This is a genomic window from Variovorax sp. 22077, from assembly GCF_052044195.1.
Taxonomy (GTDB): Bacteria; Pseudomonadota; Gammaproteobacteria; order Burkholderiales; family Burkholderiaceae_C; genus Variovorax; species Variovorax atrisoli.
Map to the genome: position 1 here is coordinate 113,744 of NZ_JBQEQC010000008.1, position 12,726 is coordinate 126,469.

The following is a 12,726-nucleotide window of genomic DNA, read 5'->3' on the forward strand; positions in this document are numbered from 1 at the left end:
ATCTTCTGAGGGCAAACGCCCGCTTGCGCGCGGCCATGCCGCTGCACAGAATCGGACGGTCGTTCGATTCCATACAAGCCAAGCGCCCCGCCGGCGCAGGAGACATGCCTTGAACCAGCCGCACCGCCTGCCCTCCAGCCCCATGCGCAAGACCGCCGCCTTCACGGCCGTGACAAGCGCCGCGACATTGCTGCTGCTTGCAGCCTGCGGCGGTGGCGGCGGGGGTGGAGGAGGCATCGGCATCGGGGTGGGCGTTCCGCCGCCGGCCGTGGACAACGGCCGCGGCTCGGTGGTCAACGACCCGCCCGAGAAGACTGCCGCGCTGACAGCCTCCCAGTTCACCGCCAGCCTGCAGGCCAGCGACCAGGGCAAGGCGCTGCTTCAGGTGGCGGGCACGCCCAAGTGCGGCGTGGACCTGCGCTACCTCGAATACCGCACCATCGGCGCGAAGAACGAGGCCACCAACGCCACCGCCGCCATCATGGTGCCCACCGGCTCCGACGTGGCCTGCAGCGGCCAGCGCCCGGTGGTGCTCTATGCCCACGGCACGACCGCCGCCAAGGCCTACAACCTCGCGAAGTGGACCGACAGCAGCCAGGCCGCCGCCGGCGAGGGCCTGATGGTCGCCGCCATGTTCGCGGCGCAGGGCTACATCGTGGTGGCGCCCAACTACGCGGGCTACGACAAGTCGACGCTGCCCTACCACCCGTACCTCGACGGCGACCAGCAGGGCAAGGACATGGTCGACGCGCTCACCGCGGCGCGCAAGACCTTCTCCGGCATCGGCGCGAACGACGCCGGCTCGCTCTTCATCACCGGCTATTCGCAGGGCGGCTACGTGGCGATGGCGGCGCATCGCGAGATGCAGGCCACGGGCAAACCGGTGACGGCCTCGGCGCCGCTGTCGGCGCCCTCTGCCATCAGCCTGCTGACCGACTACACCTACCTGGGCTGGCCGGCGCTGGGCGCCACGCTGTTCGTGCCGCTGCTGTCGACCAGCTGGCAGCAGCAGTTCGGCAACGTCTACGGCTCGACCAGCGACGTGTACGAGGCCCAGTACGCCAGCGGCATCGACACGCTGCTGCCGAGCGCATCGCCCGGCACGCTGTTCTCCAGCGGCAAGCTGCCTCAGCTCGCGCTTTTCCCGGCGGACGCCAAGCCGGGTCCGGTGAGCCCGGAGCTTTCGATCTTCTACGGGCCCAACAACCTCATCAAGCAGAGCTTCCTGACGCAGGCAGCCGGCGACATCCAGGGCAACCCCTGCCCCGGCAACGCGCTGCCGCCCACGGCCGCTTCGCTGAGCACCACATCGCCGCTGGACTGCAAGCCCTCCACGGGCTTCCGCAAGGCCGCCGTCGCCAACGACCTGCGCAACTGGGTGCCGACCCGGCCGATGCTGATGTGCGGTGGCGCCAACGACCCCACGGTGAACTTCGCGAGCACTCGCGCCACCTCGGGCTACTTCCGCGCCAAGGGCATGCCGTCCAGCCTGCTCTCCGTGGTCGACCTGGAGGATTCGGCAGCCATCGACGCCTACTCCACTGCCCGCGCCGGCTTCGCGCAGGCCAAGGCGCTGCTCGCGCAGAACACCTCGGGCAGCGCATCGGACAAGGCCCAGGCCGTCACGCTGGCGTACCACGGCACGCTGGCGCCGCCCTTCTGCCTGGCCTCCGCGCGAGGCTTCTTCCAGGGTGTCCTCGCAGCCGGAGGATAGGGCTCGCCCCCAGGCTGCGCGCACTTCGTGCGCTTCGCCAACCCCCTACCGGGGGCAACACCAGTGGCCCGGCAAAGCCGGTTCCACGGTGTTCCTGGATCAAGCGGCCGATGCGCGCTGCAAGCGGTCTTTCACGCCTTCCCATTCGTGCGTATCGGGCGGCGTCTCCACCCAGATCAGCTTCACGCCCTGTGCGTCGAACTCGCGCAGCACCGCGAACAGCAGCTGCGCGCTGGCGGCCGCGTCGTCGGGCATGCGCCGCAGCAGCACGCGCTGCGAGCGGCTGCGCACCGTGGTGCGCGACCATACGGCGATGTGGGCGGCGTTCGCGCCGAGCACGTCGAGGCCGGTCTGGATCGACTTGGCGTCCATCAGCCGCACCTTGGCATTGGGCGCGTAGTGCGCCTCCAGCGTGCCCGAGGCGCGCGGGTCGGGCGTTTCAAGCACTTCGCGATCGGCGAGCTTCTCGCCGCAGGCGGCCTCGATCTGCGCGCGGGTGATGAGGCCGGGGCGCAGCAGCACGGGCGCGCCGCGGCTGCAGTCGACGATGGTCGACTCGATGCCCACGTCGCAGGGGCCGCCGTCGATCACCAGCAGCTCGTCGCCGAACTCGTCGTGCACGTGCTGCGCGGTGGTCGGGCTGACGCGGCCGAAGCGGTTGGCGCTCGGCCCCGCGAGGCCGGGCACGCCCTGCTCGGCGCAGGCTTCGAGGAGCGCCTGCGCCACGGGGTGCGAGGGGCAGCGCAGGCCGATGGTGTCCTGCCCGCCGGCCGCCGCCGCGCCCACGCCGGGCTGGCGCGTGACGATCAGCGTGAGCGGGCCGGGCCAGAAGGCCTGCACCAGCTTCTGCGCGAAGTCCGGCAGCGGCTGGGCGAAGCGCGAGAGCGATTCGGTGCCCTTCGTGCCGGCCGCGACGTGGACGATCAGCGGATGGTCCGACGGCCGCCCCTTGGCCTCGAAGATGCCGGCCACCGCGGTGTCGCTGCTGGCGTCGGCGCCCAGGCCGTACACCGTCTCGGTCGGGAAGGCCACCAGCCCGCCCGCGCGCAGCACGCGCGCCGCCTCGGCGATGGCTTCGGGGGTGCGGCCGTCGAGGATCATGCGAGGTCGGCGGTGCTCACCGCCGGCAGGCCCAGCAGCAGCGCGGCCTGCGAGGCCGTGGCGCGAACCGCCTCGAGCGTGGCGCCGGTCAGCGTGAGGTGGCCCATCTTGCGGCCGCGGCGGGGTTCGATCTTTCCGTAGAGGTGCAGGTGGGCGCCGGGCAGCGCGAGCACTTCGCTCCAGCGCGGCGAGACCGCCTTGTCGGACTTGCCGTCGGCACCGGCGGGAAACCACAGGTCGCCCAGCAGGTTGAGCATGATCGCCGGGCTGTGCTGGCGCGGCGCCGCCAGCGGCAGGCCGGCGAGCGTGCGCACCTGCAGCTCGAACTGCGACACGTCGCAGGCTTCCATGGTGTAGTGGCCGCTGTTGTGCGGGCGCGGCGCCATCTCGTTGACGACCAGCGAGCCGTCGGCCAGCGCGAAGAATTCGACGCACAGCACGCCCACGTAGTTGAGGCCGTTGGCGATGCTCTTGGCCGAGTTGATGGCGCCCTGCGCCACCGTCTTGGGCATGTTCTGCGGGTGCACCTCGGTCACGGCCAGGATGCCGTCTCGGTGCAGGTTGCGCTGCGGCGGGAAGTGCACGATCTGGCCGTCGCGGCCGCGCGCGAGGATGACCGAGCACTCGAATTCGAGCGGCAGCATCTTCTCGAGCACGCAGGGCACGCAGCCCGCGGCCTGCCAGGCCTCGACCAGCTCGTCGCGCGTCTTCACGCGCTGCTGGCCCTTGCCGTCGTAGCCCAGGCGCGCGGTCTTGAGGATGCCGGGCAGCAGGTTGTCGTCGATGGCGGCGAGCTGCGCGGCCGTTTCGATGACGGCGTAGGGCGCGCAGGGCACGCCGCAGCGGGTGAAGTGCGCCTTCTCGGCGATGCGGTCCTGCGCGATGGCGATGGCCGGCGCGGCGGGCGACACCGGGCGCGCCACCGCGAGATGCTCCAGCGAGGGCGCGGGCACGTTCTCGAACTCGGTGGTCACCGCGTCGGCCAGGCCGGCCAGGCGGGCGAGGCCGTCGACGTCGTCGTAGTCGGTATGGATGTGGTGGTGGCTCACGCGGCCGGCGGGGCTGTCGGTGTCGGGGTCGAGCACCGCGGTGAAGTAGCCCATGCGCTGGGCGGCATGGACGAACATCCGCCCCAGCTGTCCGCCGCCGAGCACGCCGAGCGTGGCGCCCGGGAGGATCGGCAGGTCGCCGTTGCGGCCGCTCACAGGGCACCCCCGCCTTGCGGCGAGAAGGGAGAAACGGGCGCTGCCTCGCCGGCGGGCGGCGGGGGCAGGGTCATGGCCTCGGCGGCCGCCGTCTGCGCGGCACGGAAGGCGTCGAGCTTCGCGCGCAGGGCCGGGTCGTTCACCGCCAGCATCGACACCGCGAACAGCGCCGCGTTGGCCGCGCCGGCATTGCCGATGGCGAAGGTGGCGACCGGCACGCCCTTGGGCATCTGCACGATGCTGTAGAGCGAATCGACGCCCTGCAGATGGCGGCTGGCCACCGGCACGCCGAGCACCGGCACCGTGGTTTTCGACGCCAGCATGCCCGGCAGGTGGGCCGCGCCGCCCGCGCCGGCGATGATCGCGGCAAGGCCGCGCCCGGCGGCGCTTTCGGCATATTCGAAGAGCGTATCGGGCATCCGGTGGGCCGAGACCACCCTGGCTTCGTGCCCGATTCCGAATTGCTGGAGAATCTCGACCGCGTTGCGCATCGTCTCCCAATCGGAGTTCGAGCCCATCACTACACCGACCTGAATGGTTTCGTTCATGGTTTCAATTTTACGTTTCACCCCCAGCTGGTTCCGATGATCGACATCACTCTCGAAAATTTCCAGGCCGAACTGATCGAAGCCTCGGTCGCCACACCGGTGCTGCTGGACATCTGGGCCGAATGGTGCGGCCCCTGCAAGCAGCTCGGCCCGGTGCTCGAAAAGCTCGAGGTCGAGTACGGCGGGCGCTTCACGCTGGCCAAGCTCGACGCCGACAAGGTGCCGCAGATCTCCTCGCAGCTGTCGGAGATGTTCGGCGTGCGCAGCATCCCCTTCTGCGTGATGTTCAAGGACGGCCAGCCGGTGGACGGCTTCGTCGGCGCCATCCCGGTCGAGAAGATCCGCGAATTCCTCGACAAGCACGTGCCCGGCGCCGACGAGGCCGAGGCCGCCTCGCAGGAAGCCGCTGCCCAGGAGGCGCTGGCCGGTGGCGACACCGAAGGCGCGCTCGAGAAGCTGCAGCACGCGGTGGCCACCGACCCGGCCAACGACGACGCCCGCTTCGACTACGTGAAGCTGCTGCTGCAGGAAGGCCGCGTCGACGACGCCAAGGTCGCCTTTGCCCCGGTGATCGCCAAGACCTCGCTGGTGCGCCGCTTCGACGCGCTGCAGCGCTGGATGGATGCTATCGATTTCGCAGCGCCGCCGGCCGGCGCCGCCCCCTCGATCGCCGATTTCGACGCGAAGATCGCTGCCAACAAGCGCGACTTCGACGCCCGCTTCGGCCGCGCCCGCCTCCTCATGGCCGCCCAGCGCTGGACCGACGCCATGGACGAGCTGCTCGACATCCTGATGCGCGACAAGACCTGGAGCGAGGACCTCGCCCGCAAGACCTACATCGCCATCCTGGAGATCATCGAGCCGCCGAAGGTGAAGGTGGCCGACGGGCAGATCCCGCCGGACGATCCGGTGGTGGCCAGCTACCGCCGCCGGCTCAGCAGCATCGTGCTGAGCTGATTTCCCTCCAGACCTTCCAGGAAAGCGGCCTCCGGGCCGCTTTTTTCATGGCCGCAGGGCAGGCGAGCGGCATTGGCGGGCCAGGCGCCGTCGCATACGATCACGCCCGATTCAACTTGTTGCAGTTCGAAAAAGGAACACTGGCCATGCGCTCCTTCGCCCGCCGCACCGCGCTCCTCCCCGCCCTTGCCGCCACGGCGCTGCTGGCCACGCTGGCCGGTTGCGGCAGCGGCATCAGCCTCGACGAGCCGATCGAAGGCCCGGCCTGGCAGCTGGTGCAGCTGGGCGATGAACCGGTGCAGCCGGGCAGCGGCGCCCAGGTGCAATTCGACCGCAGCAGCGGACGCGTGAGCGGCTCGGGCGGCTGCAACCGCATCTCCGGCACCTTCACGCGCACCGGGGTCGCCCTGAAGATCGGCCAGCTTGCCTCCACCCGCATGGCCTGCACCGACCCTACACGCGGTGCCAACGAGGCGCAGTTCATTTCCGCCCTGCAGAGCACCACCAGCTACCGGCTGGCCGGACCGACCCGGCTGGCGCTGCTGGATGCGAGCGGGCGGACGGTGGCGCTGCTGAACAGCGGCGGGGGGCGCTGAGGGCGCCGGCTACTTGGCGGCTGGCGTGTCGACCGTCAGCTGGATCTCCTCGGTAGCGAGCCCCTGGTCGGAGATGCTGACGTCCACCGTACCCTTTGCGTCGGCCTTCACCATGACGCGCACGGTGTACTGGTTGGGACCGGAGACAAGAATTTCCAGGGTTGCCGGCCCCTTGACCGACGCCAGAGGCGGCTTGGCGACACCGTTCACGGTGATGAGATACCGCTGACCGGGTTTGACCTTTGCGTCCTCGGCCGGTGAAACGCTCATGGCACTGCTGCCGCCGGCACAGCCCGGATTTCGGGCCGCTGCCTTGCGCGCATCGTTGAAAGTCAGAAGGCGATTGCTCAAGGGGCGCCTTGCAGCGTAAATCTCTGCTGTGCCGGCGGCGAGAGAAACAGCGATGGCATCGGCCTCCAGAGGCCCGCAGTCGCGGCGGCCTGCTGCCTTGCAAGCATCGATCACCTTTCTGTTCGCGGCGGTGGCGGCGACCGCTTCAGCAGCTTTGGCGCGCTTGAGTGCTGCCTGAGACTCCTTCAGATTCTTCTGGGCTTGCGCAGAGGCGTCCTCGGACTCCTTTTTCTGAATCGCGGCCAACTGCGCCAGCAACTGCGCCTTCTTCGCAATGGCTGTGGACGTAGCCGCCGGCTCTTGCTCGAGCATCTCTTCGTCTTTGCCGGCAAAGCCCGCATCGCCATCCGGCTTCTTCCCGGCAGCGGTATCAACTGCTGGCCTGCCCGCGCCTTCGGAGTCTCCCTGGGTGCTCTCGTTTGCAGTGTCAATCTTGACCGCCCGGAACTTGCCGATGATCCCCGTGGCTTGTGCGACCAACTCATCAGGGCTGGATATCGTCTTGTTGGCCGCGTTGATATGCGCCGCCACGCGGGCAAAGACCAGATCACCCTCCCGCATCAGGATGACTCCGCTGTTCCCAAGCTGGGAATACAGCTGCTCGCTGGATGCCAGGGTCTTGCGCGCGCGCCACAAGGCCGAGGCCGCCTCGCGACGCACATGCGCCTGCGGCAGTTCGCTGTCACGGGCATAGCGCAAGACAGCCTGAGCCCGGAGCAACTCCGCATCGAGCCTGTTGATGGCCTGCGTCAGGCGGTATTTCTCGGCCCACATCCTGTCGAAGCTCTCGACCTCCAGCCGCAATGGTTCGATGGTCAGCATCGCGCAGGTCAGTCCGAGAACGCCTTCGACGTAAGCCTTCTCCTGATTGGGATTGACGAACCAGTTGCTGGCCGAATAGGCCGTAAAGCCGACCGCGCCGGCCATGGCGAGCCGGGTCTTTTCGCGATCGCTGGTGACACCGGATTTCAGCCCCCCATACAGCGCCGCGGCCGTCACGCCCAGCAGGCCGAGCTGCGTCATGGTGCGAACGCGCGCCTGCGCCGACAGGGAATCGAACCATTCGCGGCGCTGGTCTTTCAGCGCGCCCAGCGCGCCTTGCAGGTTGCCGGCAAGGGGCCTGGCGTTGGCAAGAGTGACTTCCTCATACCCGAGCTGGTTGATCGGTACGTCGGCGCGCTTGCTGCGCTGGTACGGATCGATGCTGCTGCAGCCCGCAACGGCCAGAACGAGCGCCGCCGCCACGCAGCGCTGCCAACCATGAACGCCTTTGCTGGTTTCCATTTCCCGCCCCTCATGTTCTTGGCGCACATGATGGCGAGACGGGGACGTTCGGACATCCCCTTTTCCCGTGGCGACAAGGCGCCCGGGATGGACTACCCGGCTGGGGGCAGCCCTTGCTTCAGCCTCAGCCCGTCAGCCGCTCCAGCGCCTCGCGGTACTTGGCCGCCGTCTTCTCGATGACCTCGGCGGGCAGGCGCGGCGCCGGGGGCGTCTTGTCCCAGGGCTTGCCGTTGATCTTCGTTCCCTCGAGCCAGTCGCGCACGAACTGCTTGTCGTAGCTCGGCGGATTGGCGCCGGACGCCAGCGCGGCCTGGTAGCCCTCGACCGGCCAGTAGCGCGAGCTGTCGGGGGTAAGCACCTCGTCCATCAGCACCAGGGTGCCGTTCTCGTCGAGGCCGAACTCGAACTTCGTGTCGGCGATGATCATTCCCTTGGCCAGGGCGATCTGCGCGGCGGTCTCGTAGATGGCGATGCTGGTGTCGCGGATCTGCTGGGCCAGCTTGGGGCCGACGATCTCGACCACGCGGTCGTAGCTGATGTTCTCGTCGTGCTCGCCCACGGCAGCCTTGGCGGCGGGCGTGAAGATGGGGCGCGGCAGCTTGCTCGCGTTGGTCAGGCCCTCGGGCAGCGGCACGCCGCAGACCGCGCGCGATTCCTGGTACTCCTTCCAGCCGCTGCCGGCCAGGTAGCCGCGCACCACGGCCTCGACCGGGATCGGCTTCAGGCGCTTGACCAGCATCGAGCGGCCGGTGACCTGCGGCACCTCGGCCTGAGTGACCACGCTCTCGGGCGCCTCGCCGGTCAGGTGGTTGGGGCAGATCTGGCCGAGGCGGTCGAACCACCACAGGGCCATCTTCGTGAGGATCTCGCCCTTGCCCGGAATGGGCTCGCCCATGATCACGTCGAAGGCGCTGAGCCGGTCGCTCGCGACCATCAGGATGCGGTCTTCGCCGACGGCGTAGTTGTCGCGCACCTTGCCGCGCGCAAGCAGGGGCAGGCTCTGGATGGAGGAGGTGTGGACGGTGGTCATGGGGCTGGTGCGGTGAAACGGGATAGCGGAGTTCGGATTGTGCGCGCAGAAAAAAGCCACCGCGAACGGTGGCCGTCGGCTCAAGGGGATGTGATCAGATCACTTCTTGGGCCAGTTCGCCCTTGGCGTACTTGGCGGCGACCACCTGCAGGCTGTCGCCCTTGATCTTGGCGCCCTGGCCTTCGCAGCCGAACTCGATGTAGCGCTGCTTGCAGATCTGCTTGGCGGCTTCGCGCGCGGGCTTGAGCCATTCGCGGGCGTCGAACTTCTCGGGGTTCTCTGCCATGAACTTGCGCACCGCGCCGGTCATGGCCAAGCGGATGTCGGTGTCGATGTTGATCTTGCGCACGCCGTACTTGATGGCTTCCTGGATTTCCTCGACGGGCACGCCGTAGGTTTCCTTCATGTTGCCGCCGTACTTGCGGATGATCTCCAGCAGGTCCTGCGGCACCGACGACGAGCCGTGCATCACCAGGTGGGTGTTGGGCAGGCGGGCGTGGATTTCCTTCACGCGCTGGATCGACAGGATGTCGCCGGTGGGCTTGCGGGTGAACTTGTAGGCGCCGTGGCTGGTGCCGATGGCGATGGCCAGCGCGTCGAGCTGCGTGGCCTTGACGAACTGGGCGGCTTCCTCGGGGTCGGTCAGAAGCGCGGAATGGTCGAGCACGCCTTCGGCGCCGATGCCGTCTTCCTCGCCGGCCATGCCGGTCTCCAGCGAGCCCAGGCAGCCCAGCTCGCCCTCGACGGTCACGCCGACCTTGTGCGCAAGCTGCACGACCTTGCGGGTCACGTCGACGTTGTAGTCGAAGGAGGCGGGCGTCTTGCCGTCTTCATGCAGGGAGCCGTCCATCATGACGGAGGAGAAGCCGAGGTCGATGGCGCCCTGGCAGATGGCCGGGCTCTGGCCGTGGTCCTGGTGCATGACCAGCGGGATGTTCGGGTACTGCTCGATGGCGGCCTGGATCAGGTGCTTGATGAAGGCTTCGCCGGCGTATTTGCGGGCGCCTGCGCTGGCCTGCAGGATGACGGGGGCGCCGGTCTCCTTGGCGGCCTCCATGACGGCCTGGACCTGTTCGAGGTTGTTGACGTTGAAGGCCGGAATGCCGTAGCCATTGGCTGCGGCATGGTCGAGCAGTTCGCGCATCGAGACGAGTGCCATGGGAAATACCTCGCGGGAATTGGAAAAAAGGGAAAAAAGTAGAAGACGAAAAGGCGGGAAAGACTGCCGCAATTCTACCGAGCACCCTTGTGGGACAGGACCGACGCCAGTCCGAGGAAGTCCACGACGGGCGGCAGCACCGGCCCGCCCAGCCATCGCGCCGGCGTGGCGAAGGCACCCACCAGCGTCGCATGGCTCAGGTTGTCGAACAGCCTGACCTGGACCGGCACGCCCGCTTCCCGCAGCGCCGCGGCCATGCGCAGGGTGTTGCGGTCGGGGTAGACGAGGTTGTCCCTGGAGGCCGCCATGAGCAGGGTGCGCGGCGAGGCGGGGCCGGCGTGCGCCAGGGGCTGCGAGTCGCGCGGCGTGTCCGGCCAGTTGAACGCGGTCTTCACCTGCGGGTCGCCGATGGGCAGGAAGTCGTAGGGTCCCGCCAGGCCGATCCAGCCCGCGAGCTGCTTCGGGTTGGCGCCCAGTTCGCCGAGCCAGCGCGCATCGAGCGCCACCATCGCGGCGTTGTAGGCACCGGAGCTGTGGCCCATCACGTACACCTGCTTCGGGTCGGCGCCCAGGCGCGCCGCGTTGTCCAGCGCCCACTTGACGGCCAGTGCGCTGTCGCGCACGAAGGCGGGATAGGTGAAGGCCGGCGACAGCCCATAGTCGGGCACGAGCACCACGGCGCCCTGCGCGGCCAGGGCCTCGCCCATGAACCTGTAGCTGGCGCGGTCGCCGGTCGTCCAGGTGCCGCCGTAGAAGAACACGACCAGCGGCCGCGCGCCCGGCGCCGGCGCGTTGGACGGCAGCGGCCGGTATTCGTCGAGCAGCTGGTGCGGCGCCGGCCCGTAGGCGATGCCGCCTTCGAACCGGTAGGTGTCGGTGGGCACCAGGCCGTTGAGCACCTTGACCGGCGAACAGGCCGAAAGCAATGCGGAGGCGAGGGTGAGGACGAAGGCGCCGCGGCGCCGGAGGAATGACGCGGGGGAGGGAAGAATCATCCGTGCTGTACGCAGACAGCCGGACGGCGGTTTCGCCGGTCGTGTCAGACAGGCAGCTGCGTGGTCGAAAGCACCTGCTTGAGCACGACGAAGGTGCGGATCTGGCGCACCCCCGGCAGGTACAACAGCTGCTCGGCGTGCAGGCGGTTGAAGCTGTCGTTGTCGCGGGTGCGCACGAGCATGAAGTAGTCGAACTCGCCCGAGACCACGTGGCATTCGAGGCAGCCCGAGACCTTCTGGGCGGCCTTCTCGAAGTCGGAGAAGGAATCGGGCGTGGAGCGGTCGAGCACCACGCCGATCATCACCAGCATGCTGGCGTCGAGCGCGTCGGGGTCGAGCAGCGCGACGATGCCCTTGATGAGGCCCGCCGCCTTGAGCCGCTCCACGCGGCGCAGGCAGGCGGCCGGGCTCAGGTTGACCTTGGCGGCCAGCGCCACGTTCGACAGCGAGGCGTCGCGCTGCATGGTGCGCAGGATGGCGCGGTCGGTGCGGTCGAGCTCCGGGGTGTCACGCAATTTTGTTGTGCTCATCTAGTTTTTTTCGGAATGAAAGCATTCACTTCCTCGATATTGCCTCTTTTTCTCTGACAGATCCAACAAACTTCGCAAGCACGTTGTGCAGCATTGTTCCTACGATGGAGGCTTCGACACCCCTCCCTCTTTCCCCCTTTCCTGGAAGTGCCGCCATGAACCTCGAGAAGTTTCCCCGCTACCCGCTGACCTTCGGCCCCACGCCCATCCAGCCGCTCAAGCGCCTGAGCGCCCACCTGGGCGGCAAGGTCGACCTCTATGCCAAGCGCGAGGACTGCAACAGCGGCCTGGCCTTCGGCGGCAACAAGACGCGCAAGCTCGAATACCTGATTCCCGAGGCGCTCGAAGGCGGCTACGACACGCTGGTGTCCATCGGCGGCATCCAGTCGAACCAGACGCGGCAGGTGGCCGCCGTGGCGGCGCACCTCGGAATGAAGTGCGTGCTGGTGCAGGAGAACTGGGTCAACTACTCCGACGCGGTGTACGACCGGGTCGGCAACATCGAGATGTCACGCATCATGGGCGCCGACGTGCGCCTGGACGCAGCGGGCTTCGACATCGGCATCCGCAAGAGCTGGGAAGACGCCATGGAGAGCGTCCGCCAGGCCGGCGGCAAGCCGTTCCCGATTCCCGCGGGCTGCTCGGAGCATCCGCGTGGCGGCCTGGGCTTCGTCGGCTTCGCCGAGGAAGTGCGCCAGCAGGAGGCCGAACTGGGCTTCAAGTTCGACTACATCGTGGTCTGCTCGGTCACGGGCAGCACGCAGGCCGGCATGGTGGTGGGCTTCGCCGCCGACGGCCGCGCCGACCGCGTGATCGGCATCGACGCTTCGGCCAAGCCGCAGCAGACCTTCGACCAGATCCTGCGCATCGCGAAGAACACGGCCGAGCTGGTGGAGCTGGGCCGCGACATCACCGAGAAGGACATCGTGCTCGACCGCCGCTTCGGCGGCCCCGAGTACGGCCTGCCCAACGAGGGTACGCTCGAAGCCATCCGCCTGAGCGCGCGCTTCGAGGCCATGCTGACCGACCCGGTGTACGAGGGCAAGTCGATGCACGGGATGATCGAGAAGGTGCGCCTGGGCGAATTCCCGGCGGGCTCGAAAGTGCTGTACGCGCACCTGGGCGGCGTGCCCGCCCTGAACGCCTACAGCTTCCTTTTCAGGAACGGATAAGTTCCAGGAACACCGCGGAACCGGCTCTGCCGGGCCGCAGGTGTTGCCCCCTGCAAGGGGGTTGGCGCAGCGACACGAAGTGCG

General features: G+C 68.4%; 12 protein-coding genes. 4 read left to right on the forward strand and 8 right to left on the reverse strand.

Annotated features, from left to right (window positions below; genetic code table 11):
• Positions 1 to 109 precede the first annotated feature (109 nt).
• On the forward strand, positions 110 to 1,714 hold the full coding sequence (locus ACTJLF_RS13890; RefSeq protein WP_440883262.1) for an alpha/beta hydrolase family protein: 1,605 nt from the start codon (positions 110 to 112) through the stop codon (positions 1,712 to 1,714).
• 99 nt (positions 1,715 to 1,813) lie between these two features.
• Here the strand turns inward: ACTJLF_RS13890 and ACTJLF_RS13895 are convergent, their stop codons facing one another.
• Genes ACTJLF_RS13895 through purE form a run of 3 tightly spaced genes read right to left on the reverse strand, consistent with a single transcriptional unit; the run spans position 1,814 to position 4,568 of the window.
• Positions 1,814 to 2,815 (reverse strand): L-threonylcarbamoyladenylate synthase, encoded by a 1,002-nt coding sequence (locus ACTJLF_RS13895; protein WP_019653926.1) that lies wholly within the window; start codon positions 2,813 to 2,815, stop codon positions 1,814 to 1,816.
• Positions 2,812 to 4,020 carry a 5-(carboxyamino)imidazole ribonucleotide synthase gene (locus tag ACTJLF_RS13900; protein ID WP_019653925.1) on the reverse strand — a complete coding sequence of 403 codons (1,209 nt, stop codon included), beginning with the start codon at positions 4,018 to 4,020 and terminating at the stop codon, positions 2,812 to 2,814. Before ACTJLF_RS13900 ends, ACTJLF_RS13895 begins: the two co-directional genes overlap by 4 nt.
• Entirely contained in the window at positions 4,017 to 4,568 is a 552-nt protein-coding gene (gene purE / locus ACTJLF_RS13905; RefSeq protein ID WP_019653924.1) for a 5-(carboxyamino)imidazole ribonucleotide mutase, read from the reverse strand. Before purE ends, ACTJLF_RS13900 begins: the two co-directional genes overlap by 4 nt.
• Positions 4,569 to 4,604: 36 nt before the next feature.
• On the opposite strand from purE, the gene ACTJLF_RS13910 reads away from it, so the two are divergent.
• Positions 4,605 to 5,525, forward strand: a complete 921-nt coding sequence (locus ACTJLF_RS13910) for a tetratricopeptide repeat protein (RefSeq protein WP_440883263.1) — start codon at positions 4,605 to 4,607, stop codon at positions 5,523 to 5,525.
• 146 nt (positions 5,526 to 5,671) lie between these two features.
• A complete protein-coding gene (locus ACTJLF_RS13915; protein ID WP_132754291.1) occupies positions 5,672 to 6,121 on the forward strand; it encodes an META domain-containing protein in 450 nt (149 codons plus the stop codon).
• A 9-nt stretch (positions 6,122 to 6,130) separates the two neighbouring features.
• Here the strand turns inward: ACTJLF_RS13915 and ACTJLF_RS13920 are convergent, their stop codons facing one another.
• From ACTJLF_RS13920 to ACTJLF_RS13940, 5 genes are all read right to left on the reverse strand, one after another.
• Complete coding sequence (locus tag ACTJLF_RS13920; RefSeq protein ID WP_132754293.1) at positions 6,131 to 7,756, reverse strand: hypothetical protein; 1,626 nt, start codon at positions 7,754 to 7,756, stop codon at positions 6,131 to 6,133.
• A 124-nt stretch (positions 7,757 to 7,880) separates the two neighbouring features.
• Positions 7,881 to 8,786, reverse strand: coding sequence for a phosphoribosylaminoimidazolesuccinocarboxamide synthase (locus ACTJLF_RS13925; protein ID WP_132754295.1), 906 nt, complete (start codon positions 8,784 to 8,786; stop codon positions 7,881 to 7,883).
• Between the two features lie 94 nt (positions 8,787 to 8,880).
• Positions 8,881 to 9,945, reverse strand: a complete 1,065-nt coding sequence (gene fba / locus ACTJLF_RS13930) for a class II fructose-bisphosphate aldolase (protein ID WP_019653919.1) — start codon at positions 9,943 to 9,945, stop codon at positions 8,881 to 8,883.
• Between the two features lie 74 nt (positions 9,946 to 10,019).
• On the reverse strand, positions 10,020 to 10,940 hold the full coding sequence (locus tag ACTJLF_RS13935; RefSeq protein WP_132754297.1) for an alpha/beta hydrolase: 921 nt from the start codon (positions 10,938 to 10,940) through the stop codon (positions 10,020 to 10,022).
• Positions 10,941 to 10,984: 44 nt separating this feature from the next.
• A complete protein-coding gene (locus tag ACTJLF_RS13940) occupies positions 10,985 to 11,470 on the reverse strand; it encodes an Lrp/AsnC family transcriptional regulator (RefSeq protein WP_126021137.1) in 486 nt (161 codons plus the stop codon).
• Between the two features lie 155 nt (positions 11,471 to 11,625).
• Here ACTJLF_RS13940 and ACTJLF_RS13945 point away from each other — a divergent pair, with 155 nt between their 5' ends.
• Complete coding sequence (locus ACTJLF_RS13945; RefSeq protein WP_019653916.1) at positions 11,626 to 12,642, forward strand: 1-aminocyclopropane-1-carboxylate deaminase; 1,017 nt, start codon at positions 11,626 to 11,628, stop codon at positions 12,640 to 12,642.
• The last annotated feature ends 84 nt before the right edge of the window (positions 12,643 to 12,726 follow it).

Coding starts and splice junctions, on each gene's coding strand:
- ACTJLF_RS13935 (WP_132754297.1), bottom strand. CDS start 10,940: ATGATTCTTCCCTCCCCCGCGTCATTCCTCCGGCGCCGCGGCGCCTTC.
- fba (WP_019653919.1), bottom strand. CDS start 9,945: ATGGCACTCGTCTCGATGCGCGAACTGCTCGACCATGCCGCAGCCAAT.
- ACTJLF_RS13925 (WP_132754295.1), bottom strand. CDS start 8,786: ATGACCACCGTCCACACCTCCTCCATCCAGAGCCTGCCCCTGCTTGCG.
- ACTJLF_RS13915 (WP_132754291.1), top strand. CDS start 5,672: ATGCGCTCCTTCGCCCGCCGCACCGCGCTCCTCCCCGCCCTTGCCGCC.
- purE (WP_019653924.1), bottom strand. CDS start 4,568: ATGAACGAAACCATTCAGGTCGGTGTAGTGATGGGCTCGAACTCCGAT.
- ACTJLF_RS13940 (WP_126021137.1), bottom strand. CDS start 11,470: ATGAGCACAACAAAATTGCGTGACACCCCGGAGCTCGACCGCACCGAC.
- ACTJLF_RS13895 (WP_019653926.1), bottom strand. CDS start 2,815: ATGATCCTCGACGGCCGCACCCCCGAAGCCATCGCCGAGGCGGCGCGC.
- ACTJLF_RS13945 (WP_019653916.1), top strand. CDS start 11,626: ATGAACCTCGAGAAGTTTCCCCGCTACCCGCTGACCTTCGGCCCCACG.
- ACTJLF_RS13910 (WP_440883263.1), top strand. CDS start 4,605: ATGATCGACATCACTCTCGAAAATTTCCAGGCCGAACTGATCGAAGCC.
- ACTJLF_RS13920 (WP_132754293.1), bottom strand. CDS start 7,756: ATGGAAACCAGCAAAGGCGTTCATGGTTGGCAGCGCTGCGTGGCGGCG.